This window comes from Ochrobactrum sp. SSR (assembly GCF_030067775.1).
Classification (GTDB): Bacteria; Pseudomonadota; Alphaproteobacteria; order Rhizobiales; family Rhizobiaceae; genus Brucella; species Brucella teleogrylli.
This window is the reverse complement of record NZ_CP125970.1, coordinates 921558-947218: the sequence shown is the minus strand read 5'-3', so window position 1 is coordinate 947218 and position 25661 is coordinate 921558. Positions and strand designations below refer to the sequence as shown.

Below are 25661 nucleotides of genomic sequence, written 5' to 3'. Positions count from 1 at the left end.
GAAGGTAGCTTATTATTGAAGTCATTTATTATTTCGCGAAATAGCAAAGGAGCGCTGGCAATTTTATATCAGAGATTGCTTTTTATAGTGTTGATTCTTGCGGGCGAGTTTTTTGGTTCGGCGAAAGGATTCTGCCATACTGCGCCAGTCCCGCCGACAAAGCCTACCATGGCACCACACGCCTGCTCGCGAAATTTTGACGTTTACGGAAACGTCAAACTGCGCTAGTTTTGAGTCCGAACTGGTCGGCTGCGACCCGAGAACGGGTTAAGGCTGGCCAGAATGCTGCAAAAATGGCAGGTTTTCGAGTGAGAACGGTCCTTTTTGTTGCAGCATGCAGGTTGTCACGGCGTTTTGCCAGTTAAGCAGACAGCATGCATGAAACGCGGTTTGGAGCTGGTATCCGTCCGTTACGGGCTGGCTCAGGTGATGAATTTGGAGGATTTTGATGCCGAGCTATCGCGCGCCCGTTGAAGATACGAATTTCGTGCTCAACGACGTTCTGAACTATCAGCGTTACAACAATCTGCCGGGCTTTGCCGACGCGTCGCCCGACGTGGTCGAGGCAATCCTGTCGGAAGGTGCAAAGCTCGCTGAAGGCACCCTGTTCCCTGTCAATCACAGCGGCGACCGCGAAGGCTGCAAGCGCGCTGCCGATGGCAGCGTCACCGCGCCGAAGGGTTTCAAGGAGGCCTTCGATCTTTACCGCGAAGGCGGCTGGCTCGGTCTCGCCGTGCCGGAGCAATATGGCGGCCAGGGTCTGCCTTATCTGCTGCACACCGCCGTCGGCGAATATATGTCCTCGGCCAATATGGCGCTCACCATGTATCCCGGTCTGACGCAGGGCGCGATTGCCGCGATCCTTGCCCATGGCACCGATGAGCAGAAGGACACCTATCTGCCGAAGATGGTGGAAGGCACCTGGACCGGCACGATGAACCTGACCGAACCGCATTGCGGCACGGATTTGGGTCTCCTGCGCACCAGCGCGGCGCCGCAGGGCGACGGCTCCTACAAGATTTCCGGCCAGAAGATTTTCATCTCGGCTGGCGAACATGACATGTCGGAAAACATCATCCATCTGGTGCTGGCCCGTATCGACGGCGCGCCGGAAGGTGTGAAGGGCATTTCGCTGTTCATCGTGCCGAAGTTCATTCTCGATGAAAACGGCAACCCGGGTGCGCGCAACGGCGTTTCCTGTGGGTCTATCGAAGAGAAGATGGGCATTCACGGCAACGCCACCTGCGTCATGAACTATGACGATGCGACCGGCTATCTGATCGGCGAGGCGCATAAGGGCCTGCGCGCCATGTTCACCATGATGAACGAAGCGCGTCTCGGCGTGGCGCTGCAGGGGCTTTCGATTGCCGAAACCGCCTATCAGAATGCCGCGATCTATGCCCGCGAGCGTAATCAGGGCCGCGCCCTTTCTGGCGCGAAAGAGCCGGAAAAGAAGGCTGACCCGATTATCGTGCATCCGGATATCCGTCGCAACCTGATGACGATCCGCGCTTTCAACGAAGCAGGCCGCGCGCTCATCCTGTGGACGGCGCTGAATTCCGACATCGCGCACCGTTCCGGTGATGAGGGTGAGCGTCAGGCCGCCGATGATCTGGTCGGCCTGTTGACGCCGGTGCTGAAAGGCGTTCTGACCGACAAGGGTTTTGAACATGCCGTCATGGCGCAGCAGGTGTTCGGCGGTCACGGCTATATCGAAGAACACGGCATGAGCCAGTATGTGCGCGATGCGCGCATTGCGATGATCTATGAGGGTGCGAACGGCATTCAGGCGCTCGATCTGGTCGGTCGCAAGCTGGCGCTGAATGGCGGTCGTGCGGTCACGACCTTCTTCAAGGAAGCGGGCGAGTTCTGCGAAGCCAATCGCGACAACGAGAAGCTGTCCTTCTTCACCAAGCATCTGAAGAAGGGGCTCAACGACCTTCAGGCCGCCACCATGTGGCTGATGCAGAACGCCATGGCGAAGCCCGACAATGCCGGTGCAGCCTCCAATGACTATATGCACCTTTTCGGTCTGGTTGCTCTGGGCCTGATGTGGGGCCGCATGGCCAAGGTCGCCGAGGAAAAGCTGGCGGCAGGTGAAGGCAACAAGGCTTACCTTGAAGCCAAGCTTGTCACTGCCCGGTACTATTTCGAGCGTATCATGCCGGAAAGTGCCGCCCATCTGGCGCGCATCCAGTCGGGTGCGGATAGCATGATGGCGCTGCCTGCGGATGCGTTCTGATTTTCTGCCGATATTTTAAAGGTTAGGCCGGGTTCTTCGGACCCGGCGGGAAGGAGAAAAAATGGCTGAGGCTTATATTTACGATCACGTGCGGACGCCGCGCGGGCGCGGCAAGAAGGACGGGTCCTTGCATGAAGTGCCTGCTGTGCGTCTGGGCGCAAAGGTTCTGGAATCCCTGCGCGACCGCAACAACATCGATACCGCCAAGGTCGATGACATTATTTTTGGCTGTGTCGATCCGGTTGGCGAAGCCGGTGCCGTCATTCCGCGCTCTGCCGCTTTTGAAGCCGGATACGACTTCAAGGCCCCGGGCATCCAGATTTCGCGCTTCTGCGCTTCGGGTCTCGATGCCATTAATCTGGCGGCTGCCAAGGTTGCCTTCGGCGCCGATGATCTGGTGATAGCGGGCGGCGTTGAAAGCATGTCGCGCGTGGGTATGGGCATGTCGGGCGGCGCCTGGTACATGGATCCATCGGTTGGCTTCCCGGGCTATTTCATGCCGCAGGGCGTTTCCGCCGATCTGATCGCCACGAAATACGGTTTCAGCCGCGACGACGTCGATGCCTATGCTGTCGAAAGCCAGAAGCGCGCCGGCAAGTCGTGGGAAAAGGGTTATTTCAAGAATTCGGTCATTTCGGTCAAGGATCAGAACGGCCTGACCATTCTCGACCATGACGAGCATATGCGCCCGACGACCGACATGCAGGCGCTGGGCCAGTTGAACCCGTCCTTCGTGATGCCGGGCGAAATGGGCGGCTTCAATGCTGTCGGCATTCAGGCGCATCCGGAAATCGAAACGGTCAATCACGTTCATCATGCCGGTAATTCGTCGGGTATCGTCGATGGCGCAGCGGGCGTTCTGGTTGGCTCCAAGAAGGCTGGCAAGGCGTTCGACATCAAGCCGCGCGCCCGTATCCGCGCTTTCGCCAATATCGGCTCCGACCCGGCGCTGATGCTGACCGGCCCGGTCGACGTGACGGAAAAACTGCTCAAGCAGGCAAAGCTGAAGATTTCGGATATCGACCTGTTCGAACTCAACGAAGCCTTCGCCGCTGTGGTGCTGCGCTATATGCAGGCCTTCGACATTCCGCACGACAAGATCAACGTCAATGGCGGCGCGATTGCCATGGGCCATCCGCTCGGCGCAACCGGCGCGATGATCCTCGGTACGGTGCTGGATGAGCTGGAACGCCGCGATCTCAACACCGCGCTGGTGACCTTGTGCATCGGTGCTGGCATGGGCACGGCGACGATCATCGAGCGCGTATAAGGGCGAGGGAGGTTTTTACGAATGGCTTACACGAATTTCAAAGTTGAGACCGACGCCGACGGCATTGCCCTCGTCACCTGGGACATGCCTGAAAAGTCGATGAATGTTTTCACCGTCGAGGCGATGCAGGAACTGAACGCCATCATCGATGCGGTGGTTGCCGATGACAAGATCAAGGGCGTGGTCATCACGTCCGGCAAGGAAAGCTTCTCCGGTGGCGCCGACCTGACCATGCTGGAAGGCATGTTCAAGGCGTTCCAGAAGCAGAAGGCCAAGGACCCGCAGGGCGCGGTTCAGTCCCTGTTCGACAATGTCGGCAAGATGAGCGGCCTGTTCCGCAAGCTTGAAACCTGCGGCAAGCCTTGGGTTTCGGCCATCAACGGCACCTGCATGGGCGGCGCGTTTGAAATGTCGCTCGCCTGCCATGCGCGGGTTGTGTCGGATGCTCCGGGCGTGAAGCTTGCGCTGCCTGAAGTGAAGGTCGGCCTGTTCCCGGGCGCTGGTGGAACGCAGCGCGTTCCGCGCCTAGCCAACCAGCAGGACGCGCTTCAGATGATGACGACCGGCTCCAGCCTGACGGCGCAGCGCGCCAAGGCGATGGGCCTCGTCACGGAAGTCGCCCCGGCGAAGAAGCTGGTCGAAACCGCCAAGAAGCTCATCAAGGGCGGCCTCAAGCCGGTTCAGCCTTGGGATGAAAAGGGCTTCAAGCTGCCGGGCGGCGCGATCTATTCGGCTGCCGGTGCCAATCTCTGGCCCGCCGCAACCGCCATTCTGCGCCGCGAAACATCGGGCAATTATCCGGCGGCGCTGGCTATTCTGAAGTCGGTTTATGAGGGCCTTCTGGTGCCGTTCGATACCGGCCTCAAGATAGAGCAGCGCTATTTCACCGAAATCCTCCAAACAACCGAAGCGGGCATGATGATCCGTTCGCTGTTCGTGTCGTTGCAGGAACTGAACAAGGGCGCACGCCGCCCTGCGGATGAAAAGCCGACCAAGCTCAAGAAAATCGGCGTCATTGGCGCTGGTTTCATGGGGGCGGGCATTGCTTATGTGACCGCCAAGGCGGGCATTCCGGTGGTGCTGATCGACCGCGATCAGGAAGCCGCCGACAAGGGTAAGGCGCATACCGCCGATCTCGTCACCAAGGAAATGCAGAAGGGCCGCGCTACTGAGGCCGACAAGGAAAAGCTTCTGTCGCTCATCACCGCGACGCCGGACTATGCCGAACTCGACGGTGCCGATCTGGTGATCGAAGCCGTGTTCGAGGACCGTGAAGTCAAGCGTGTCGCGACCGAGAAGGCCGAGGAAGTGCTGGAAGTCTTCGGCGATCTTCGCGTCCAACACTTCGACCCTGCCGATCAGCGGTCTTGCCAAGGTATCGAAGCGTCCGAAGAATTTCATCGGCATCCACTTCTTCTCGCCGGTCGACAAGATGATGCTGGTGGAAGTGATCCTCGGCAAGAAGACCTCGGACAAGGCTCTGGCCGTCGCGCTCGATTATGTCCGCGCGATCAAGAAGACGCCGATTGTCGTCAACGACACGCGCGGCTTCTACGTCAATCGCTGCGTGCTGCGCTATATGTCGGAAGCCTACAACATGCTGGTTGAAGGCGTTCCGGCGGCCATGATCGAAAATGCCGCCCGCATGGCCGGTATGCCGGTCGGCCCGCTGGCGCTCAACGACGAAACCGCCATCGACCTGTCGCAGAAGATCCTGAAAGCCACGCTTGCCGATCTGGGCGACAAGGCCGTTGATCCGCGCCATGTCGAGCTGGTGGACAGGCTCGTCAACGAGTTCGACCGCAAGGGCCGCAAGAATGGCAAGGGATTCTACGAATACCCGGCCAAGCCCGCCAAGAAGCATCTTTGGGCTGGTCTCAAGGATCTCTATCCGCAGCAGAACCCCGACAAGATCGACGTGAACGAGCTGAAGCAACGCTTCCTCGTCACCATCGCTCTCGAAGCTGCCCGCGTGATGGAAGAAGGCATTGTCACCGATCCGCGCGAAGCCGATGTCGGCTCGATCCTCGCCTTCGGTTTCGCGCCTTATACGGGCGGTACGCTGTCCTATATCGATGGCATGGGTGCGAAGAAATTCGTCAAGCTTGCCAAGGACTTGCAGAAGAAATACGGCCAGCAGTTCAAGGCGCCGAAGCTTCTGCTCGACCTGGCCGAGAATGGCGAAAGTTTCTATCAGCGTTTCAATCCCTACAAGAGCGAAACCAAAAAAGCGGCTTGATCCGTAATCTCTTAAAGTCTGGAAGGCGCGGTGTGAAAACATCGCGCCTTTTAATTTTCCGGCGTCCCTTTCGATCTCGTTAGGAAATTTTCCCTGTTATTTCATGCGTCTTGCGTAAAACACCAATTTTCGGTAGGTTCTGACAAAAGTTGGTAAGGGTATTAGGTTTAAAATCCTACGCGGCGCATTCTCACGGCCCGAGTTCGCCATGGGACGATGCCTGCCTGAAATTGGCGGATAACACATGTTTTCTCACGACAGCGTCTGGGCGGCGATAGACGCACTGGCAGAACGCCATTCCCTGAGTGCGTCGGGCCTTGCCCGCCGCGCTGGTCTTGATCCCACGACCTTCAACAAGTCGAAGCGTTACGCCGCCGACGGGCGCGCGCGCTGGCCCTCGACGGAATCGCTGGCCAAGGTGATGGAAGCCACCGGGGCAAGCTTTGAAGAACTCACCCGCCTGATCGGCGGCGGCGTTAATACGAACCAGGGTTTCGGCGAATATACGCAGGACGCGCAACCGATCCCGCTTCTCGGCATGGCGGAGGCTGGCACGGGCGGCTATTTCGACGATGCGGGTTTCCCGGCGGGGCAGGGCTGGGACATTGTAGAATTTCCAGTGGGTGCCAGCGAAGGTGTGTATGCGCTGGAAGTTTCGGGCGACAGCATGTTGCCCCTTTACCGTGACGGCGATACGTTGATTGTCGCGCCCAATGCGCCGGTGCGTCGCGGCGACCGCGTGGTGGTGCGAACCAAGGACGGAGAAGTCATGGCCAAGATACTCTATCGCCAGACACCACGGACAATCGAATTGCATTCGCTTAATCCAGAGCATTCAAACCGCAGCTTTGAGACCAAGGATGTGGAATGGATCGCCAGAATTCTATGGGCCAGCCAGTAATGGCGCAGTCGCATACGAGAAGCCATTCGCGCATGGTCTATGGCAGTCTCGCCGGTTTGACCGGCGCGCTGTTGGCCGCTGCTTTCATCGCTCCGTTTTATGGCGCTCTGGATGGGCCCGTGCCGGTGATCGCTGCGGATAGCGGCACGACCGCGCCGACCGGCAGTTCGGGCAACGGCATCGTCGTCGAACAATTCGATTATGACGAGCCGGGTACCAAAACGGATGGTCAGCAGAACGCGCAATCCGCTCCTGAGACCACGCCGCAGCCGGGCAATTCCAGCGATGAGGCAAACGGGCTTCAGCGCGAAGCGCCGCGACCGCCGCTCAGCGATCTCGGTCTTGCGGCGACACCAAAGCCGCCGGAGCCGGTCGCTCCGGCTGAGCCGGTTGCGCCAACCCCTGCCGTGCCTGTCGGGGAGGGCGAGGACATGCAGCTGTTGCAGCGGCCAGTCGCGGTTGCCGCCGGGCGGCTCGAAAGTCAGGGACGCATGATCGATTTGCAGGGCATCGAGGTTTTGCCGGTCGAGCAGACCTGCCAGACCACATCCGGCCAGAACTGGCCATGCGGTATGCAGGCGCGGACGGCCTTCCGCCAGTGGCTGCGCTCGCGCGCCATCATGTGCCGCCTGCCGCAGAACGATAGCGGTGCCGCCATTGCGACCGGGTGCAAGCTTGGCAATGACGATGCCGCTGAGTGGCTGGTGACGAATGGCTGGGCCAGGGCGACGCCAGACGGTTCCTATGCTGATGCGGGACGCAAGGCGGAAGAAGCGCGCCTTGGCATTTTCGGAGACAAGCCGGATGCGTCCTTGCAAAGTCTGGAGCCTGATCCGGGCAACAGTCTCAGCAATCCATCGCCGCTGGCACCTGAGCCAGAGCCGCAACCCTCTGCGCCGTCTCCGCAGCAGGGTGAATTTCCGCCAGCGCCTGTTGCGCCAGCACCAACACCTGCAAACTAGGCTTCGGCTGCTGCCTTCGGGCTTCTGCCTGATACTGATTTCAGCGGAACGGTGATCACCACGAGGCAAGCGATCACCAGTACGACGCCGAGCCAGCCCATGGCTGGGAGACGTTCTCCCACAATAACTACGGCCAGCAGCGCGGCGACGACAGGCTCGACGAGTGTGATCGTCGTCGCCATGCTGACAGGAACCCGCGCAAGGCCGATGCCAAAGCAGACATAACCGAGGAACATCGGCACCGCCGCCATATAGATGCCGACGGCGGCATTGTTCCAAGAGGCGAGGAAGGGCGCGCCGGTCATCAGCAGCACCGGCATCAGCAACAGGCCGCCAATGCCGAATGTCGCGCCCATCGCGACCGATGAATGGATGCCGCGCAGGATCAGGCCGCGCGCAGTCCATGAATAGAGCGCATAGGTGAAGCCTCCAATCAGGCCAAGTCCAATGCCGATCAGCACAGAGTTGCCCGTCTGCACACCACTATGCGCCGATCCCTCGGCTATGGATATGAGGATCATGCCGAGCAGTCCGATCAGGGCACCCCACAGCCATTGTCGGGACAATCGGGAACCATCGAATACATATTCGATCAGGGCGGAAAGCAGCGGCGCGGACCCGAGTGTGACGACGGTCCCGATGGTGACCCCAGCCATACGCATCGAGGCGTAGAAGGCGAGGGGATAGATGGCGACGGCCAGTCCGCCGAGAACGAGGTTGCGCCAGTTTCTGGCCAGTTGCGGCCGTGCACGGATGATGCCGGGTCCGGCGAGAAGCGCCTGCATCAGCCCGCCGACGCCCATGGCCGCAGCGCCGATTGCCGCAGAACCCACCTCCGGGGCAAATGTTGCGGCTGTGCCAGTCGTCCCCCAGACGGCAGAGGAAAACAAAATGGCGGCGACGCCAATCGCATAATTGCGCGATGATGTGTTCACAATGCCCCCAACATGTCCGATGCCATAGCCCCCGCCTCCTGAATGCAGGCGCTGTTCCCCTCAAGTCCGGCGCGCGACATTGCCCCTTCCAGCAGAAAAGACAGTTGCCGCGCCAATGCAGCCGCTCTCTCAGGCGCGTCGGGCAGCAGTTCCGCCAGATGGCCCGCCAGCAGCGCTTCGACCTCGCGCTTGTGGTGTTTCACTGCCTGGCGCCCAATATCGCCGACCATCAATTCGGCAGCAGCATTCAGCAGCCCGCAGCCGCGAAAGCCGTGCTCATAGGCAAATTCAGCATGGTCCTGATAGGCGTCGAAAACCGCGAGAACCTTTTCCAGCGGTGTGACAGCTTTTTGCAGCCGCGCATCATAGAGGCCCAGCCATTCGGCATGGCGCACTTCCAGATACTGGTTCACCAGATCGGCTTTGGACGCAAAATTATTATAGAGGCTCTTCTTGGCGACGCCCGCTTTTTCAACGATGGCGTCAATGCCGGTGCCGCCGATGCCTTGATCGTAAAACAGCACGGCAGCAGCATTCAAAAGCTTTTCGCGCGCGCTTTCCGTGGAAGCCGGAAATGGTGTTTGAACGGACTTCATCGCAGTAATCCTTGTGATAGGTATACCGTTCTACCTACTACGAGATGCAGAGTCAATCGGAGCAAATGTGCCAGCGTTTCGGGCGCAAAAAAGCCCCGCGCCGGGTGGCTGCGGGGCTTGTCGTTTTGTTCGGCTATTGAGCGGCTCAGACCAGTTCGCCAGCCAGCGCCTTTTTGATCAGGGCGCGGGTTTCCTCGATGCCGTAAAGCGCGACGAAGGAGCCGAAGCGTGGGCCACGCTCCTGTCCGATCAGCACTTCATAGAGCATCTGGAAGAAGGAAACCGACACGCCGGGGCCGCCTTCCGGGCTCTTCTTGGTGTGATCCTGATAGCGTTCGATGGCGCGGGCGACGTCCAGAATGGCGTTCTGGATATCGTTGCCATCGGTCCCGGCAGGCAGGGTCGCAAGCTTGGCGTCCAGCGCTTCCAGTGCGCCGCGTTCCACGTCGTCCGGCGCACGGAACTGCTTGGTCGGCTTGACGAAATCGTTGAAGTAACGGATCGCGTAACCAACCAGCGCATCCAGTTCCGGATTGTTTTCCGGCGTGACGCCCGGCGCGTGGCGCGAGATGAAGCCCCACAGAACCGACGGGCTTTCCGCATTTGATGCGCTGACCAGATTGAGCATCAGCGCGAAGGTCACCGGCAGGTCAACCTTTGGCGGGTTGCCATAATGAATATGCCAGACCGGATTGTTCAGCCGGTCCTTCCACTCTTGACGGTTATAGGCCGACAGATAGGTGAAATATTCGTCCACCGCCTTCGGGATGACATCGAAGTAAAGGCGCTTTGCGGTCTTCGGCTTCTGGAAATTGTAAAGCGCAAGGCTTTCGGTCGGCGCATAGGCCAGCCATTCGTCAATCGAGATGCCGTTGCCCTTGGACTTGGAAATCTTCTGGCCAAGTTGGTCGAGGAACAACTCGTAAACGAAATGTTCCGGCGCGCGTCCGCCGAGAATTTCGCAAATGCGGTCGTATACGCCCGCATTGGTCTGGTGATCCTTGCCGAACATTTCGAAATCGACGCCGAGTGCCGCCCAGCGCATACCAAAATCCGGCTTCCACTGCAGCTTTACCTTGCCGCCGGTGACGGAAAGCGTGGTTTCGACGCCGTCTTCATCGTCGAATGTGATCGTGCCAGCCTTGGCGTCCACGCTCTTCATCGGCACGTAAAGCACGCGGCCCGACTTGGGCGAGATCGGCAGGAACGGGCTATAGGTCGCCTGACGCTCTTCGCCGAGCGTCGGCAGCATGACTTTCATAATGTCGTCATAGCGTTCGACGGCGTTGAGCAGCACCGCATCAAACTTGCCGGACTTGTAGTAATCTGTCGCGCTGGCGAATTCGTAGTCGAAGCCGAAAGTGTCGAGGAAGCGGCAGAGCATAGCATTGTTATGCTCGGCAAAGCTCTTATATTCGCCGCCGAACGGGTTCGGCACCGACGAAAGCGGCATTTGCAGATAAGGCTCAAGTGCTGCCTTGTCCGGCACATTGTCTGGAATCTTGCGCATGCCGTCGAGATCGTCGGAGAAGCAGATCAGGCGCGTCTTCACCTTGTCTTCGGTCAGAATACGGAAGGCATGGCGCACCATCGAGGTGCGCGCCACTTCGCCGAATGTGCCGATATGCGGCAGACCCGACGGGCCATAGCCGGTTTCGAAAATCACTGTGTCCGGCAGGCCGGTCTTGGCATAGCGCTTGAGGATTTTCTTCGCTTCTTCAAAGGGCCAGGCTTTCGCGTCCGCAGCCGCCGCGGTCAGTTCCGGGGTCAGCGTAATTTCGGGCAGACGATGCGAAGTCATGGTTTTGTCCTGATATCCTGTGAAGGGCGTTATTCTTGAAAAACGGTGCACGCATCCGTGCCTATGCTCTATGGCGCGACAACCCCGTGCCGTCAACGGCTGGTGCGGAATTTCCTTGCCTAACCGCGGGAGGCTTCCTAACTTTCCGGCAAATTGTAACCGGAAAAGCTGATTCCGATCATGGTGTCGCTGAGGAGTACCCGATGAAGAAAATCTCGCCGCAGGATGCACTCGTCTACATCATGATCACGACGTCGGCTGCCGACACGACGATGACCGACGCGGAACTGGAGTCCATCGGCAATGTGGTGACGCGCCTTCCGGTGTTCCGTGGCTTCGATACGGCGGAACTGCCGCGTCTTGCCAATGAATGCTACGCGCTGCTGGCCTATGAAGACGGTCTGGAAAAGATCCTCGACCTTGCGCATGAAGCGCTGCCTGAAAAGCTTTATGACACGGCCTATGCGCTGGCGGTGGAAGTGGCGGCTGCCGATCTCCATGTCGAGCAGGAAGAGCTGGAATTCCTCCAGATGCTGCGCGACCGCTGGACGCTGGACGAGCTGACGGTTGCCGCCATCGAGCGCAGCGCACGGGTGCGTTTCCGCAAGCTCTGAATAGTTTGCGTCACGCAATAAAAACGCCGGTCCGAAACAATTGGACCGGCGCTTTCTTTTGCGGGATAGGCTTACCAGGCAGGCTGAACCGAACCCTTGAAGGTTTCTTCGATGAAGGTCTTCACTTCCGGGCTGTGATAGGAGGTGATCAGTTCCTTGACCCAGTCGGCGTCCTTGTCGGCGGTGCGCACGGCAATGACGTTGAAGTAGGGCGCCTTTTCGCCTTCGCGGATCAGCGGGTCCTTGGCCGGGTTAAGACCGGCCTCCATGGCATAGTTCGTGTTGATGACAGCCGCCTCGACATCTTCCAGCGAGCGCGGCAGCTGTGCGGCATCAAGCTCGACGAATTTCAGGTTCTTGGGGTTTTCGGTCACGTCGATGACGCTGGCGCGTAAGCCCTTGGCCGGATCGATCTTGATGAGACCGTTATCGGCCAGCACCAGAAGCGCACGCGCGCCATTGGTCGGGTCGTTGGGGATCGCCACCGTCGCGCCATCGGCAAGTTCGGAGATGTTCTTCAGCTTCTTCGAATACATGCCCATCGGGAAGTTGACGGACTGTGCCACGCTGACAATATCGAATTTGCGGTCGGCAACCTGATTATCGAGATAGGGCTGGTGCTGGAATGAATTGGCTTCCAGCGCGCCATCGGCCAGCGCCATATTTGGAATGACGTAATCGGAAAATTCCTGAATATCGATTTCCAGACCCTTGGTGGCAGCGACTTCCTTCACCTTTTCCATGATCTGGGCATGCGGGCCGGGCGTGACGCCGACGCGTATGGTTTTTGCCATCGCCGATCCGGCTGTGCAGACGGCGAGAATAAGGGCGGCGGTTAGCAGCTTACGCATCGGAACTCCTGAGATAATTGGTATGCGACCTGGGGAGGATGATTTCATCAGGTCCGGTTCATAAAGCATTTCCAGCAAAAGTGAAAAGCGGCGGCCGACCTGTCATGCACAAAAAAGCGGGCGGGGAAAACCCGCCCGCCTGTCCGGTTTCACGCTATCAGCACACGACCGGAAGCCGTCGCGCCTTGCGTCGTTCCAAAGCCGCGCGCATCACATGGGCGGCTTCTGAGAAAGTTGCGTTTTCTTTCCAGCGTTCCGCATGAACCAGTGTCGACGGAACGATATCCTTCAATGCTTCCAGCGTGTGGCGCGGCACCATGTCGGTGCAGTTCCACAGGCGACGGAAGACAACGCTGATACGTGTAATCTTGCCATTGACCTGAACAACCGGCTCTGCCGTTTCCAGTGTCCAATCTTCATAAGCATCGACCGCATCTTGAAATGCGTGATGTAGATAGATCGGTGCGTGACCGTCATGAAGCGGGGGCAGCAAACTAGACATTTCTGTTTCCTCTCTTCCAATGTGGTTCAGCTTCAAAACTTGCAGCCGGATTTATCTATCGGGCCTGCAAGTGGGCGAAACAGGAGCGGGGGTAAACTCCTGTGGTCATGTGCTGGCCATATTCGGTTCTCTCTTCACGAAATACGACAACACATAATTAACCATGATCTATGCAAAGGCGCCCCTTTGGCAAGGGGAGAATTTCTTAAGATGGCAATTTTGTAAAAAATTAATTCAGCAGTATTCTGCAAAATACTGAACAATCAGTGAGCATATTATTGGATTATACTACGTTTATCTGTTGGTCAAAATTTCCCAAAAAAGGAAATGATTTTCAATATTTATTGTCGTGGTGACAGGTTTTGACCCTGTCATTCGGCCGTGGCTGCGATAGAAATAAGCCGATGGGAATAAAAATGCAGGGCAGGTGGGGTTATGTCTCGGTTCATTGCGTCGCGAAGAGGTTTTCTGGTCGGCTCGACCTTTCTGGCCGCATCGGTGGCGTGGCCGAAATGGGCGCAGGCGCAGAACAGTGCAGAAAAGGGCGGACGACTTGTAGTGGCGGCGGATTCCGAACCGCGTAATCTCAACCCGGCTATCGTCGCCTCCAATGGCGTGTTTTTCGTTGCAAGCAAGATCGTCGAGCCCTTGGCCGAAGCCTCTTTCGACGGCGAAAACGGCTTGAGCCCGCGACTGGCCACGGCCTGGGAAGGCTCGGCTGACGGGCTGACTGTGACGTTCCGCCTGCGTGAAGGCGTCACGTGGCATGACGGTACGCCGTTTACGGCGGCGGACGTGGCCTTCTCCGCACTGGAAGTCTGGAAGCCGCTGCAAAATCTTGGCCGCGTCGTGTTCAAGGCGCTGGATAAGGTGGAAACACCGGACGATCATACCGCCGTCTTTCATTTCTCGGAGCCGACGCCGTTTCAGCTCGTGCGCAACGCTCTGCCAGCGCTGACCGCGGTTCTGCCGAAACATGTTTTCGCGGGCACCGATATTGCGGCCAATCCGGCCAATGAAAAGCTCATTGGCACCGGACCGTTCAAATATGCCGAGCACAAGACCGGCGAATATTATCGACTGGTCCGGAACGACGCCTATTGGGGCGAGGGCGAACCTCATCTCGATGAGATCATCTATCGTGTTCTGCCGGACCGGGCTGCCGCAGCCGGAGCGCTTGAAGCGGAAGAGATTGATCTGGCGGCTTTCTCCGCCGTGCCGCTGGCCGACCTCGACCGCATTTCGAAAGTGCCGGGGCTAGCGGTTATTTCCAAGGGCTATGAGGCGCTGACCTATCAGCTTGTCGTGGAAATCAATCATCGTCGCAAGGAACTGGCGGACCTGAAGGTTCGTCAGGCGATTGCCCATGCGATCGACCGCGATTTCGTGGTCAAGACCATCTTCCTTGGCTACGCCAAAACCTCGACCGGCCCCGTGCCGCGCTATGACAACCAGTTTTATACGCGTGATGTGCCGTCCTATCCGTTCGATGTGGCCAAGGCGAATGAGCTTCTGGACGAAGCGGGTTACAAGCGCGGCGGGGGCGGAACGCGCTTTGCGCTGAAGCTTCTGCCCGCGCCCTATTTCAACGAGACCAGACAGTTTGGCGATTATCTGCGTCAGGCTCTGGCTGCGATTGGTATCGATGCGCGCATCGTCAACAATGACGCGGCGGCGCATCAAAAGGCGGTCTATACCGATCACGATTTTGACCTTGCCATTGCGCCGACCGTCTATCGCGGCGATCCGGCCATCTCCACCACCATTCTGGTGGAAAGTGGCATTCCGGCGGGTGTGCCGTTCTCCAATCAGGGCGGCTATACCAATGCCGAACTGGACGCCCTGATCGCCGCCGCAGCACGCGAGATCGATGAGACGAAACGCACGGCGCTTTATCACGAGTTCCAGCAAAAAGTGGAAGCGGATCTGCCGCTGATCAATGTTGCCGAATGGGGTTTCATCACGGTTGCCAATGAGCGGGTGAAGAATATTTCCAACAATCCGCGCTGGGCGGTTTCCAACTGGGCCGATACCTGGGTTGAACCGCGATAGAGCATTTCCAGCAAAAGTGCGTAGCGTCTACGCAGGGAAATCAGTCCACTGGACTGATTTCTGATCCTGCTTCGATGCGCGGGATAATGCTTAAAACAAATAGCTAGAGCGGTTCCACGATTCCGTTTTAACCGGAACCGCGATAGACGGTGACGAAGCTTCGTGTTGATTGTATCGTCGCGACGTGGCGCAGATTCTAACCCTTCTCCGGAAACGTCTGATCGGCAGCATCCTTGTGCTGCTGATTGTCGTTGTCGGCTGCTTTCTGATGCTGGAACTGGCGCCGGGCGATGCGGTGGACGCCTATGCCGTCAGCTTCGGCGGTGATGCGGCGCAGATTGCGGAAATGCGTGCCCGCTGGGGGCTGGACCAGTCGGTCTGGTATCGGCTTGCCGCCTATCTTGCCTCTCTCTTGCAGGGCAATCTTGGCTGGTCGGTCAGTTTCAACCGCCCTATCCTCGGCGTCATTCTGGAACGGCTGCCCAATACGCTGCTGCTTATGGGTGCGGCGACGGCACTGTCCTTTGCCATCGGTACACTGCTTGGGCTTGTCGCCGGATCAAGGCCGGGCAGTTTGCGCGACCGGTTTCTGTCGGTTACCTCTCTGGTGCTCTACGCCATTCCGGGTTTCTGGCTGGCGCTGGTGCTGGTCATCCTGTTTTCGATCCGGCTGCGCTGGTTACCGTCGAGTGGCATCGAAACCATTGCATCCGGCAAGCAAGGACTGGCGCGGGCAGGCGACATAGCGCGCCATCTGGTGCTGCCGGTCATGTCGCTGGCGCTGATTTATCTGGCGCTTTATCTGCGGGTCATGCGCGCCGCGATGGCCGACATATGGCGGATGGATTTTGTGCGAGCCTTGCGGGCGCGCGGCATTTCGCGACCACGCATTGTGTTGCGCCATGTGGCGCGCAACGCGTTGTTGCCGCTCGTTACCCTGCTCGGATTGCAAGCGGCCAGCATGTTGGGCGGCAGCGTGGTGATCGAAAGCGTCTTTGCGGTTCCCGGTCTCGGACGACTGGCGCAGGAGGCCGTTGCAAGCCGCGATACGCCCTTGCTTCTGGGCGTCATTCTCACAAGCGCGATCATGGTGATCATGGTCAATTTGCTTGTCGATCTTCTCTATGTCTGGCTCGATCCGCGTATTGCCCAAAGGCCGACAGGAAAGGCCAGCGCATGACGGTTTTTCTGCGCAGTCTCAAGACGGGCGAGGGTCTGGCAGGTTCGCTTATCCTGACGATCCTCGTCGCAGCAGCACTTTTCGCGCCGCTGCTCTTTCCTGGTGATCCGCTGCGGATTGTCGCGTCTCCCTTGCTGGCACCGTTCGAAAACAGCGCCTTTCCGCTTGGCACGGACCGGCTTGGGCGCGATGTGCTGGCCGAACTTTTCCACGGCGGGCGCACCTCGCTGGTTGTCGGGCTTGCGGCGGCTGTGGCCTCCATCCTCGTCGGCAGCACGGTCGGCGTGCTGGCGGGTTTTGCAGGCGGGATCGTCGATGAAGTCCTGATGCGGGTTACAGAGGCGTTCCAGACTGTGCCGGGCTTTTTGCTGGCGCTGGCGCTGGTTAGTCTTGCCGGGCCGTCATTGCCGGTTCTGGTCGCCGCAATCGTACTCTCAAGCTGGACGCAGGCTGCACGGCTGACGCGCGGGCAGGTGCTGTCCATCCGCGAGCGCGACTATGTGGCCTCGGCGCGGGTCATAGGCATGCATCCGCTGGAGATCGCCTTTCGCCAGATATTGCCCAACGCCCTGCCGCCGGTTCTGGCGCTGGTGCCGGTGATCGTCGCTTCGGCTATATTGATCGAGGCCGCACTGTCCTTTCTCGGCCTTGGCGATCCGAACCGTGTCACATGGGGCGGCATGATTGCGGAAGGCCGCACGGTTCTGCGCTCTGCACCGTGGCTTTCCATTGTGCCGGGACTGGCATTGGCGTTGACCGTCGTTGGCGTCTATCTGGCGGGCGAGGGCGTGACTGCCGCCGCGGCACGGCGCGAGGTGCAATCGTGAGCCTGCTCGTGAAACTGGATAACCTCTCGGTCACCTATGGGCGCGAAACGGCGCTGGGCAACGTTCAGCTCGATATAGAGGCGGGCAAAACGCTTGCCATTATCGGCGAAAGCGGCTCCGGAAAAAGCACCCTGGCGCTGGCGCTTGCAGGCCTTCTGCCTGCCAATGCGCGAGTATCAGGGCGGATCGACTGGGCCGATGGGCCGATGAAGCCGGGACGCGATATCGGCTTTGTCTTTCAGGACCCGGCATCAAGCTTCGATCCGCTGATGAGCATCGGCGCGCAATTGGTCGAAACCATTCGCGCGCATGAAAAGCTGGATTGCCACACCGCGAGGATGCGGGCGCTCGCACTGCTTGAGCGCGTGCATATCCCCGATGCGGAGGATAGTTTTCACCGCTACCCGCATCAGTTCTCTGGCGGGCAAAAACAGCGTATCGCGATAGCGCTCGCCATCGCCGCCAATCCGCGTGTGCTGATCGCCGACGAGCCGACAAGCGCGCTCGATACGATTGTCCAACGGGAAATCGTGGCGCTGCTGCGCAAGCTGGTGCGTGAAGACGGCATGACGCTGATCTTCATCACGCATGATATCGCACTCGCTTCCGGGCTGGCGGATCGCATCGCGGTCTTCCGCCGGGGCGCGCTGGTGGAAAGCGGCGATGTGCGCGCAATCATCGGCACACCGCAGACGGAGTATACGCGCGCACTGATTGCCGCCGTGCCTGCACTGGAGTTGGCGTCCCATGACTGAGGCTTTGTTGCAGGCGGACGGGCTGGTGGTGCACTATGGCGCTGCATTGGCGCTCGATCATGTCGGCCTTGCGGTCAACAGGGGCGAGACACTGGCGCTGGTCGGCCCGTCGGGCAGCGGCAAGTCTACGCTCGCGCGTGCCTTGCTGCGCTTGCAGCCGCTGAAGAGCGGGACAATCCGCTTTGAGGGTGAGGATTGGCTGGCATGGCAAGGTGCGGCGCTGCGCAGGCGTCGCGCAAGGATGCAGATGGTGTTTCAGGACCCGCTATCGGCTTTCAACCCTCGCGCCAGCGTGGGCGATCTTCTGCACGAACCGCTGCGCATTCATGGCATCGACCGCGATATCGCAGACCTGTTGCAAACGGTCGGGCTTGATCCAGCGCTTGCTCGGCGCGGTGTGCATGAAATTTCCGGCGGCCAGCGGCAGCGGGTGGCAATTGCCCGTGCGCTTGCGACATCCCCGTCGCTGATCGTGCTGGATGAAGCGGTTTCCGCGCTCGACGTGACCGTGCGCGGCGCAATTCTCGACTTGTTGCAGGAGATACAAAAGGCCGAGCAGACGGCTTATCTCTTCATCACCCATGATCTCGCGGTTGCTGCACAAGTGGCGGATCGCATTGCGGTGATGGAGCGCGGGCGGATTGTTGAAAACCGCCCGACGCGGGAGCTGATCCTGAAACCGCAAGCGCCTGTCACCAGAGCGCTGATTGATGCGGTGCCGAGACTTGCTGATTAGGCCTTGCCGAGTTCCACCGAACGCTTGCGCGCTGCTTCAACGGCCTCGGCAACCAGCGTTTTGAGACGGTCGCCACCCATCAGCACGTCAAGCGCCGCCGCCGTGGTGCCGTTCGGGCTCGTCACCTGCTCGCGCAGTTGCGACGGGGTGTCGGTGCTGGCGTCGGCAAGCGCGCCCGCCCCCATCACGGTCTGCATGGCAAGAAGTGCCGCCGTTTCGCGTGGCAGACCGGCCGTAACACCAGCATCGGTCAAGGCTTCGATGAAGTGGAACACATAGGCCGGGCCTGAACCCGAAACCGCCGTGACGGCATCCATCAGCGTTTCGTCATCGACGCTGGCGACCTTGCCCGACGTTGCGAGCAGGCGTGCGACGAACGCCTCGTTGTCGGCGGTCACATTGGCGTTCTTGAAGGTCACCATCATGCCCTTGCCGATGGCGGCAGGCGTGTTGGGCATGCAGCGGAGGATGGCGGCGTCGTTGCCCAGATGATTTTCAAACAGCGCAACCGGAATGCCAGCTGCAACGCTGACAAAGGTGGCGGCAGGCGCAAAGCGCTTATAGGCAGGCAGGACGGCGTTCATCACCTGCGGCTTGACGGCAACCAGGATCATGCGCGGCTTAAGGTCAGCAGGCAGCGCATCCGCGCTGGCATAGGCGTGAACGCCGGCGCCAGCTGCACGTTCGCGCAGCGCATCCGTCGGCTCGACGACGTGAACATCGCCTGCTTTCAGAATGCCATTGTCGAGCCAGCCTTTGAGCATGGCAAAGCCCATATTGCCGCAACCGACGAGAATTACCGTGTCCTGCATATTGATTGTTCCGCCTGTCTGAATGTGTCGGCGCCGTTGCGCCAGGATTGATCAAAGCCGGTATAGCCTTGCGCCTTTGCAATCTGCAAGGCGGCGCGGCCAAATTTGATCGTTGCGCGCGGACAAAACATAAAACTGCGGAAATTATAGCTTTATTGCCCGTAAATTATTGATGCCTCATAAATTATCGACCAGTATGTCCCGACGAAATTGCATGAAAGAGCGGATAATTTGCTTATCCGCGCTGCTGTTGGAATGAGGGGCCAATGGATCCGTCTTTGACTACAGGTATTCCGCCAGCGGAGGCATTCGGTCACGTTCGCATCATCATCGGTATCATTCTGGGCCTGTGCGTATCGCGCCTGCTCACCGGCTTTGCGCGCTTCATCCAGCATCCCGGCAAACAGATAATCTATCCGGTACATCTGGCCTGGGTCGCCTTCGTGCTGTTGTCGGTGGCGCATTTCTGGTGGTTCGAGTTCGGCCTCAGAACCATTCCGCTATGGACGTTCGAAAAATATCTTTTCGTGATCTTTTATGCCGGGCTTTATTTCCTGCAATGCACGCTGCTGTTTCCCGACAGCATGGAGGAATATACTGGCTATCGCGATTATTTCATGTCGCGGCGCAAATGGTTTTTCGGCATTCTGGCGCTGATCCATGTGGTGGATGTGCTCGACACATTGCTGAAAGGCGTGGATCACTATCAACTCTACGGGATCGAATATCCGATCCAGACGGTCTGCTTCATCCTGTTCAGCATCATCGCCATGTATACGGATAGCCGCCGCTATCATGGGATATTCGTCACATTCGCCTTGCTCTATCAGATCATCTTCACGCTGCGGCATTTCGCGACGCTGAACTGATCACTTCTGCCGCTCCGCATTGCGCGCGGTTTGCGCATCCACCACGGCGCGAAACTGGCGCAGGAGCGGGTGGCGTTCGGTCTGCTTGAGGCCGTAGCCAAGATTGAACGCATAATCGAAATCGGGCGGGTTCAGCCCGATATTGTGTTGCAGCATGGTCTCGATCTTGTCGAACCCCTTGGCGAAGATCGCCTCCGGGGAGACACCGCGATTATAGTCGGTCCAAAGGTCGAGAATTTCCGCCCGCAGATCATCGGGCAAAGGCGCGCATAGCTCGATGAGATCAGCCTTTTCCCGTTCGGCGCGGCCATCATCGGCGCTTTGGTGAATGGCCGGAACATCGCCGGAAATCGCTTCGCCCAGATCATGTACGAGGCACATTTTCAGAAGGCGCAGCCGGTCGCAATCGCCAAGTTCCTTGTCGAAAAGCGTGACCAGCAGACTGAGCCGCCAGCTGTGTTCGGCAGTGCTTTCCGGGCGGCCCTCGGCAGTATGGCCGGAACGCAATGTGCTTTTCAGGCGTTCGGCTGCCTGAATGAACTCAATGATGCCCTCAAGGCGTTTCATATCGACCGGATGTTCCATTTTGGTTTGCATCGAGGGTTCCTCAAGTTGCGCATCGATATGAATCATTATGGAAAACTACAATTTTAACGGTTTGTTTGCCATGATGGATGCCATAATTCTCATGGTCTGTGATATGGGCAGATCATGGGTGGATGGTCCGGGCAAAGGGGCCAGTCAATGGGCTTGGATAGGCATCGGGAAAAAGCGATGGTTGAGCAAAAGAACAAGGGACAAGCTGCTGCCGCGCGCCCCTTATTGGCTTATGCTCCCGAGTTTCTGGTCAGGACACCGGATGTAGGGCCGACCAAGACCACTGCCGAACTGGCCGAGGAATTGCTGACCGAGCGCGAGCATCGAAGGCGGCGTGAGGAACTTTTGCGCCGCAAGCAGGAAATGCTGGACGGCGAACCGGCTGCCCCTTCGGCGGTCCATGATCCTGCCGCCGATATGCGCCAGCGCATGAGCGCGATCAGGGCCGAATTGCAGTCCCGGCTTGAACCGGAGGAAGCGCCAAAGCTGCCGATGCCAGCGCCGGAGCCAACAGCGCCCGCCGCTGTCGCTCCGACCGGTGATACACCGTCCGCCAAACCGCGCAGGCGTTGGCGCTTGCGCTGGGGTCGCATCGTGGGTTTTACCGTGCTGGGCGGTTTGCTTGGGCTTGGTTATGCCATGCTGGAGCCACAACATTATCGCGTATCGACATCCATGCAGGTGTTTCCTTCCGAACGTCGCAGCGAGATTGCATCCGAAGCGGTGCTGAACCGCGCCGCGCAACTGGCGCATATCCAGTCGCCACGAGATTTCGGGCCGCCGCCGCTTCTCGATCAACTGCGGCAAGCCCTTGCCCGGTTCACCACAGCCGAAGGCGAGGCTGCGCCCGCAGCACAGGCCGCGCAAACGGGTGCGGCCATTCTGCGCCCGCATCTGGAATTTTCGCAGGCGCTCGATAGCGGCATCGTCACGGTCGAGGTGAAGGCCGCGAAGCCGGAAACAGCAGTGGCGGTTGCCAATGCGGTGACACAGGCCTTCCGTGACCAGCTGACGGGCAGCACGGGCGCGCCGGATGCCGGTCTGCCCGAGCGATTGCAGGCTCTGGAAGCTGATGCGACTGCGGTTAAGGCGGCGGTTGAAGCGTTCCGCGCCAGCCGGAATTTCGGCGACGGCGACCAGGCGGCGCTTGAAAAGGCCTTTGCCGAGGCCAAGGCCGAAACGGCGCGGATTGTCGCCGAGGCTGGCCGCTTGAGCAGCATGACGGCGGAAAGCCTGTTGCGGGATGGCCTGCCGGAAGATATGCGTTCCGGCGCGTTGGGCCGGCTGGTCGAACAATATCGCGCAGCCGGGCAAAGCGAAGCGGCCAAAAGCCTTGCCACTGAAATCGATACGGAAATCGCCAATCAGCGCAGTCTGATTCAGGCAGATTTGCGCAAAGCCGTTGAAAACGAGCAGAAGGCGGCATCGGCCATGACCGGGCTGAATGCGCCTCCAGCTAGCGATGAAGACCGCAATCGTCTGCAAGCGATGCAGCGCGATCTGGCGGCGCGGCAGGCGCTTTATGAAGATGCGCAAATGCGCGCGGCGCAAGGCGACATGAGCACCCTGTCGGCGACGGGTGCCACGGTGCGCCTTGTTCCGCCAGCCAAGGATTCATACGGCTGGCGCGGCGTGTCCTTGCAGACTTCGGTTCTGGCCGGACTGCTCGGCGGCCTCTGGCTTGGTCTGTTTTCGTGCCTGTTCGGAAACAAGCACGCGCCCGTTGCAGAAAAGCGGGAGCGGGAGGAGCCGGAAGTCGACGACGTGCTTGAGACCTATGGCGAAACGCGGCTTGCCGCCGTCATTCGGGAAGCGAACGAGCGCTGGGAAGTCGAAAACAATCGCGCCCATACAGCCGCAGAAGCGGATGAATTGCAGCGCACCATCGACGACGTGCGCGCAAACCGCGGCGTCCGGTTCTGAAACTTCTGAAATCCTGCCCTGATTTTCGCCTTTGTCGCGTATTCGGTAATTGTCATCGGGCGTCATGACGCTTATTGGCATGTATGCCCGACGGATGTGATGTATCTCCCAGACATTCCGCTCCGTTATTTCGCAAAGCCGATATTTCGAAAAGAAAGAAGCGCTCGCTATGGCCCAGTTGATCGATGGCAAGAAGCTCGCCGAGGATGTGGTTTCCACGGTGAAGACCGAAACCGAAAAGCTCGTTGCAGCGACCGGCGTGGTTCCCGGTATTGCCGTGGTGATCGTGGGTGAAGACCCGGCGAGCCAAGTCTATGTCGCCTCCAAGGGCCGCAAGGCCAAGGAATGCGGCTTCCATTCCATCCAGCACGATCTGCCGGACACCGCCTCTGAGCAGGAGCTTCTCGACCTGATCGAAAGCCTCAATAACGATCCGGCGATTCACGGCATTCTGGTGCAGCTGCCGCTGCCGAAACACATTGATTCAGGCCGCGTCATCCAGACCATTTCGCCTGACAAGGACGTGGATGGCTTCCACTTCATCAATGTCGGCAAGCTCGGCACTGGCGAGGTCGATACGGCGTTCGTGCCCTGCACGCCAGCCGGTGCGATGATCATGATCGAGCGCGTTCACGGACGCGATCTTTCCGGCCTCAATGCCGTGGTGATCGGTCGCTCCAATATTGTCGGCAAGCCTATGTTCAATCTGCTGCTCGCCGCCAATGCAACGGTCACGGTTGCTCATAGCCGCACCAAGGACCTGCCGGCGATTGCACGCACGGCGGATATTCTGGTTGCAGCCGTTGGCCGTCCGCAGATGGTCAAGGGCGATTGGGTCAAGTCCGGCGCGACGGTGATCGATGTCGGTATCAACCGCATCCCGGCACCGGAAAGAGGCGAGGGCAAAACCCGTCTTGTCGGCGATGTCGATTTTACGGATGCAGAAAAAGTTGCAGGCGCAATCACGCCGGTTCCGGGCGGTGTCGGCCCAATGACCATCGCCATGCTGATGGCCAATACGCTGACGGCGGCCTGCCGCAGTGCTGGCGTAAAAAAAGCCCGTTTTTTGACATAATTGAGAGGCGTTTTCGCGCCTCGTTCCCGCAATTTGATGCGATTTGAAAGGCAAAGCGGTGCAAAACCCGCTTTGCCTTAATTGCTTCAGAACACCGAAGCGCCTTCATCGGCCCGCCCGGCAATCTGCCGGAAGGCGCGGAACAATTCACGCCCCATGCCATGTTCGTTGGCGGAAAGGTCGGGGCGTTCCTCCAGTCGGGCGTCGAATGTCGCGTGATTGATCAAAACTTCCAGCGTACCATTGACGGCATCCAGGCGGACAACATCGCCTTTGCGGATTTTGCCGATTGCGCCGCCATCGAGTGCTTCCGGCGTGACGTGGATTGCGGACGGCACCTTGCCCGATGCACCTGACAAGCGACCATCGGTGACAAGCGCCACGCGCTGGCCGCGATCCTGCAAGATGCCGAGAACGGTCATCAGCTTGTGCAGTTCCGGCATGCCATTGGCCTTCGGTCCCTGATAGCGAACCACCGCGATGAAATCGCCGGTCAGGTCGCCCGCCTTGAAGGCAGCCTGCAACTCGGCCTGATCGTTGAACACCTTTGCGGGCGCTTCGATCACATGGCGCTCGGGCTTCACAGCGGAAACCTTGATGATGGCATTGCCGATATTGCCGGTCAGAACCTTGATGCCGCCGGTTGGCTGGAACGGCGCATGGATTTTCGCCAGTACCTTGTCGTCGCCGCTCTTTTCGGGGACGGGTTCGCGCAGAACCGTGCCATCGGCACCGAGCTTCGGCTCAATGGCGTAAGGACGCAAACCCTCGCCCCAAACGGTGCGCACATCTTCATGAAGGATGCCGCCGTCCAGAAGCTCGCGGATGAGGAAGCCCATGCCGCCTGCGGCATGGAAATGGTTCACATCGGCAAGACCGTTCGGATAGACGCGGGCGAGCAGCGGCACCACGTCCGAAATCTCGGAAATGTCGTGCCAGGTCAGCTTGATGCCCGCTGCCGCAGCCATGGCGATCAGATGGATCGTATGGTTGGTCGAACCGCCGGTGGCATTGAGGCCGATGATGCCATTGACGAAAGAACGTTCGTCCAGCATTTCGCCGACAGGCGTATATTCATTGCCGCAGGCCGTGATGGCGAGCGCGCGCTTGGCGGCTTCGCGCGTCAGCGCATCGCGCAGCGGCGTGCCCGGGTTGATGAAGGACGCGCCCGGCAGATGCAGGCCCATGATTTCCATCAGCATCTGGTTGGAATTAGCCGTGCCGTAGAAGGTGCAGGTGCCAGGACCGTGATAGGACTTCGATTCCGATTCCAGCAGTTCCGCGCGCCCGACCTTGCCTTCGGCATAAAGCTGGCGGGTCTTGGCCTTCTCGTCATTCGGCAGGCCGCTGGTCATCGGACCGGCAGGAACGAAGACCGCAGGCAGGTGCCCGAAAGTCAGCGCGCCAATGATGAGGCCCGGCACGATCTTGTCGCAGACGCCAAGATAAACGGCGGCATCGAACATGTCGTGCGACAGGCCGACAGCTGCTGCCATGGCAATGACTTCACGCGAGAAAAGCGACAGTTCCATCCCCGCGAAACCTTGGGTGACACCATCGCACATGGCAGGTACGCCGCCCGCCACCTGCGCCACGCCGCCCGCATCGCGGGCCGCCTGCTTGATCAGCTGCGGGAAGGTTTCGAACGGCTGATGCGCCGAGAGCATGTCGTTATAGGCGGTGATGATACCCAGATTGAGCACTTCGTCGCCAGTCAACGCCGCCTTGTCATGCGGCCCGCAGGCCGCAAAACCATGAGCCAGATTGGCGCAGGCCAGAACCGTTCGGTTCGGTTTTTTCAACGCCGCCTCGCGCACGCGGCCAATATAGGCCTCGCGGGTCGGTTTGGAGCGTTCGCGAATGCGCGCGGTGATTTCCTGAATGCGTTTGTGAGCGGATTGCATGGGCATGGGTATCACCTG

At 59.3% G+C, this 25661-nt stretch carries 21 protein-coding genes and 1 pseudogene; 14 read left to right on the top strand and 8 right to left on the bottom strand.

What is annotated here, in order from left to right; all coding sequences use genetic code 11:
• The first annotated feature begins 448 nt into the window (after positions 1-448).
• The 5 genes and pseudogenes from QLQ11_RS15935 to QLQ11_RS15915 all read left to right on the top strand — a co-directional run bounded on the left by QLQ11_RS15935 (position 449) and on the right by QLQ11_RS15915 (position 7614).
• Positions 449-2242: an acyl-CoA dehydrogenase C-terminal domain-containing protein gene (locus tag QLQ11_RS15935; RefSeq protein ID WP_109367001.1), complete on the top strand. Its 1794-nt coding sequence runs from the start codon at positions 449-451 to the stop codon at positions 2240-2242.
• A 61-nt stretch (positions 2243-2303) separates the two neighbouring features.
• On the top strand, positions 2304-3512 hold the full coding sequence (locus QLQ11_RS15930; RefSeq protein ID WP_109367002.1) for an acetyl-CoA C-acetyltransferase: 1209 nt from the start codon (positions 2304-2306) through the stop codon (positions 3510-3512).
• Positions 3513-3533: 21 nt separating this feature from the next.
• Positions 3534-5751: pseudogene (locus QLQ11_RS15925) on the top strand (FAD-dependent oxidoreductase).
• Between the two features lie 244 nt (positions 5752-5995).
• Positions 5996-6652, top strand: a complete 657-nt coding sequence (locus tag QLQ11_RS15920; RefSeq protein WP_109367004.1) for a helix-turn-helix transcriptional regulator — start codon at positions 5996-5998, stop codon at positions 6650-6652.
• Entirely contained in the window at positions 6652-7614 is a 963-nt protein-coding gene (locus QLQ11_RS15915; protein ID WP_109367005.1) for a thermonuclease family protein, read from the top strand. The genes QLQ11_RS15920 and QLQ11_RS15915 overlap by 1 nt, the downstream gene beginning before the upstream one ends.
• Here QLQ11_RS15915 and QLQ11_RS15910 read toward each other — a convergent pair.
• The 3 genes from QLQ11_RS15910 to QLQ11_RS15900 all read right to left on the bottom strand — a co-directional run bounded on the left by QLQ11_RS15910 (position 7611) and on the right by QLQ11_RS15900 (position 10946).
• The gene (locus QLQ11_RS15910) at positions 7611-8549 is read right to left on the bottom strand and encodes a DMT family transporter (RefSeq protein WP_209445999.1); all 939 of its coding nucleotides are present in this window, start codon (positions 8547-8549) and stop codon (positions 7611-7613) included. The genes QLQ11_RS15915 and QLQ11_RS15910 overlap by 4 nt on opposite strands.
• Positions 8546-9145: a TetR/AcrR family transcriptional regulator gene (locus QLQ11_RS15905; RefSeq protein ID WP_283736217.1), complete on the bottom strand. Its 600-nt coding sequence runs from the start codon at positions 9143-9145 to the stop codon at positions 8546-8548. Before QLQ11_RS15905 ends, QLQ11_RS15910 begins: the two co-directional genes overlap by 4 nt.
• A 145-nt stretch (positions 9146-9290) precedes the next feature.
• Positions 9291-10946: a lysine--tRNA ligase gene (locus QLQ11_RS15900; protein ID WP_109367007.1), complete on the bottom strand. Its 1656-nt coding sequence runs from the start codon at positions 10944-10946 to the stop codon at positions 9291-9293.
• Between the two features lie 203 nt (positions 10947-11149).
• Here QLQ11_RS15900 and QLQ11_RS15895 point away from each other — a divergent pair, with 203 nt between their 5' ends.
• Positions 11150-11560, top strand: a complete 411-nt coding sequence (locus QLQ11_RS15895) for a tellurite resistance TerB family protein (RefSeq protein WP_109367008.1) — start codon at positions 11150-11152, stop codon at positions 11558-11560.
• A 71-nt stretch (positions 11561-11631) separates the two neighbouring features.
• Here the strand turns inward: QLQ11_RS15895 and QLQ11_RS15890 are convergent, their stop codons facing one another.
• Both QLQ11_RS15890 and QLQ11_RS15885 read right to left on the bottom strand, forming a co-directional pair.
• On the bottom strand, positions 11632-12411 hold the full coding sequence (locus QLQ11_RS15890; RefSeq protein WP_109367009.1) for a MetQ/NlpA family ABC transporter substrate-binding protein: 780 nt from the start codon (positions 12409-12411) through the stop codon (positions 11632-11634).
• A gap of 157 nt (positions 12412-12568) precedes the next feature.
• Complete coding sequence (locus QLQ11_RS15885) at positions 12569-12913, bottom strand: hypothetical protein (RefSeq protein WP_109367010.1); 345 nt, start codon at positions 12911-12913, stop codon at positions 12569-12571.
• A gap of 435 nt (positions 12914-13348) precedes the next feature.
• Between QLQ11_RS15885 and QLQ11_RS15880 the strand changes: the two genes are divergently transcribed.
• The 5 genes from QLQ11_RS15880 to QLQ11_RS15860 all read left to right on the top strand — a co-directional run bounded on the left by QLQ11_RS15880 (position 13349) and on the right by QLQ11_RS15860 (position 18463).
• Entirely contained in the window at positions 13349-14965 is a 1617-nt protein-coding gene (locus QLQ11_RS15880) for an ABC transporter substrate-binding protein (RefSeq protein WP_283736216.1), read from the top strand.
• A 169-nt stretch (positions 14966-15134) separates the two neighbouring features.
• Complete coding sequence (locus QLQ11_RS15875) at positions 15135-16145, top strand: ABC transporter permease (RefSeq protein WP_109367012.1); 1011 nt, start codon at positions 15135-15137, stop codon at positions 16143-16145.
• Positions 16142-16972, top strand: coding sequence for an ABC transporter permease (locus QLQ11_RS15870; RefSeq protein ID WP_109367013.1), 831 nt, complete (start codon positions 16142-16144; stop codon positions 16970-16972). The genes QLQ11_RS15875 and QLQ11_RS15870 overlap by 4 nt, the downstream gene beginning before the upstream one ends.
• Positions 16969-17727, top strand: coding sequence for an ABC transporter ATP-binding protein (locus QLQ11_RS15865; protein ID WP_109367014.1), 759 nt, complete (start codon positions 16969-16971; stop codon positions 17725-17727). Before QLQ11_RS15870 ends, QLQ11_RS15865 begins: the two co-directional genes overlap by 4 nt.
• Positions 17720-18463, top strand: coding sequence for an ABC transporter ATP-binding protein (locus QLQ11_RS15860; protein WP_109367015.1), 744 nt, complete (start codon positions 17720-17722; stop codon positions 18461-18463). Before QLQ11_RS15865 ends, QLQ11_RS15860 begins: the two co-directional genes overlap by 8 nt.
• On the opposite strand, the gene proC is transcribed toward QLQ11_RS15860, so the two are convergent.
• Entirely contained in the window at positions 18460-19275 is an 816-nt protein-coding gene (gene proC, locus QLQ11_RS15855) for a pyrroline-5-carboxylate reductase (RefSeq protein WP_109367016.1), read from the bottom strand. The genes QLQ11_RS15860 and proC overlap by 4 nt on opposite strands.
• A 266-nt stretch (positions 19276-19541) precedes the next feature.
• Here proC and QLQ11_RS15850 point away from each other — a divergent pair, with 266 nt between their 5' ends.
• Positions 19542-20144, top strand: coding sequence for a hypothetical protein (locus QLQ11_RS15850; RefSeq protein WP_109367017.1), 603 nt, complete (start codon positions 19542-19544; stop codon positions 20142-20144).
• Here QLQ11_RS15850 and QLQ11_RS15845 read toward each other — a convergent pair whose 3' ends face one another.
• Entirely contained in the window at positions 20145-20741 is a 597-nt protein-coding gene (locus tag QLQ11_RS15845; RefSeq protein ID WP_109367952.1) for an HD family hydrolase, read from the bottom strand.
• 177 nt (positions 20742-20918) lie between these two features.
• On the opposite strand from QLQ11_RS15845, the gene QLQ11_RS15840 reads away from it, so the two are divergent.
• Both QLQ11_RS15840 and folD read left to right on the top strand, forming a co-directional pair.
• Positions 20919-22664, top strand: coding sequence for a lipopolysaccharide biosynthesis protein (locus QLQ11_RS15840; protein ID WP_121539082.1), 1746 nt, complete (start codon positions 20919-20921; stop codon positions 22662-22664).
• 169 nt (positions 22665-22833) lie between these two features.
• Positions 22834-23739, top strand: coding sequence for a bifunctional methylenetetrahydrofolate dehydrogenase/methenyltetrahydrofolate cyclohydrolase FolD (gene folD / locus QLQ11_RS15835; protein WP_283736215.1), 906 nt, complete (start codon positions 22834-22836; stop codon positions 23737-23739).
• An 86-nt stretch (positions 23740-23825) separates the two neighbouring features.
• On the opposite strand, the gene edd is transcribed toward folD, so the two are convergent.
• Complete coding sequence (gene edd, locus QLQ11_RS15830; protein ID WP_283736214.1) at positions 23826-25649, bottom strand: phosphogluconate dehydratase; 1824 nt, start codon at positions 25647-25649, stop codon at positions 23826-23828.
• Positions 25650-25661: the final 12 nt, after the last annotated feature.

Excerpts from the sequence above, each read along its gene's own strand:
- QLQ11_RS15930 (WP_109367002.1), top strand. The coding sequence starts at position 2,304 with ATGGCTGAGGCTTATATTTACGATCACGTGCGGACGCCGCGCGGGCGC.
- QLQ11_RS15890 (WP_109367009.1), bottom strand. The coding sequence starts at position 12,411 with ATGCGTAAGCTGCTAACCGCCGCCCTTATTCTCGCCGTCTGCACAGCC.
- edd (WP_283736214.1), bottom strand. The coding sequence starts at position 25,649 with ATGCCCATGCAATCCGCTCACAAACGCATTCAGGAAATCACCGCGCGC.
- QLQ11_RS15880 (WP_283736216.1), top strand. The coding sequence starts at position 13,349 with ATGTCTCGGTTCATTGCGTCGCGAAGAGGTTTTCTGGTCGGCTCGACC.
- QLQ11_RS15915 (WP_109367005.1), top strand. The coding sequence starts at position 6,652 with ATGGCGCAGTCGCATACGAGAAGCCATTCGCGCATGGTCTATGGCAGT.
- QLQ11_RS15885 (WP_109367010.1), bottom strand. The coding sequence starts at position 12,913 with ATGTCTAGTTTGCTGCCCCCGCTTCATGACGGTCACGCACCGATCTAT.
- QLQ11_RS15905 (WP_283736217.1), bottom strand. The coding sequence starts at position 9,145 with ATGAAGTCCGTTCAAACACCATTTCCGGCTTCCACGGAAAGCGCGCGC.
- QLQ11_RS15845 (WP_109367952.1), bottom strand. The coding sequence starts at position 20,741 with ATGCAAACCAAAATGGAACATCCGGTCGATATGAAACGCCTTGAGGGC.
- QLQ11_RS15850 (WP_109367017.1), top strand. The coding sequence starts at position 19,542 with ATGGATCCGTCTTTGACTACAGGTATTCCGCCAGCGGAGGCATTCGGT.
- QLQ11_RS15920 (WP_109367004.1), top strand. The coding sequence starts at position 5,996 with ATGTTTTCTCACGACAGCGTCTGGGCGGCGATAGACGCACTGGCAGAA.
- QLQ11_RS15870 (WP_109367013.1), top strand. The coding sequence starts at position 16,142 with ATGACGGTTTTTCTGCGCAGTCTCAAGACGGGCGAGGGTCTGGCAGGT.
- proC (WP_109367016.1), bottom strand. The coding sequence starts at position 19,275 with ATGCAGGACACGGTAATTCTCGTCGGTTGCGGCAATATGGGCTTTGCC.
- QLQ11_RS15935 (WP_109367001.1), top strand. The coding sequence starts at position 449 with ATGCCGAGCTATCGCGCGCCCGTTGAAGATACGAATTTCGTGCTCAAC.
- folD (WP_283736215.1), top strand. The coding sequence starts at position 22,834 with ATGGCCCAGTTGATCGATGGCAAGAAGCTCGCCGAGGATGTGGTTTCC.
- QLQ11_RS15895 (WP_109367008.1), top strand. The coding sequence starts at position 11,150 with ATGAAGAAAATCTCGCCGCAGGATGCACTCGTCTACATCATGATCACG.
- QLQ11_RS15900 (WP_109367007.1), bottom strand. The coding sequence starts at position 10,946 with ATGACTTCGCATCGTCTGCCCGAAATTACGCTGACCCCGGAACTGACC.
- QLQ11_RS15840 (WP_121539082.1), top strand. The coding sequence starts at position 20,919 with ATGGTTGAGCAAAAGAACAAGGGACAAGCTGCTGCCGCGCGCCCCTTA.
- QLQ11_RS15860 (WP_109367015.1), top strand. The coding sequence starts at position 17,720 with ATGACTGAGGCTTTGTTGCAGGCGGACGGGCTGGTGGTGCACTATGGC.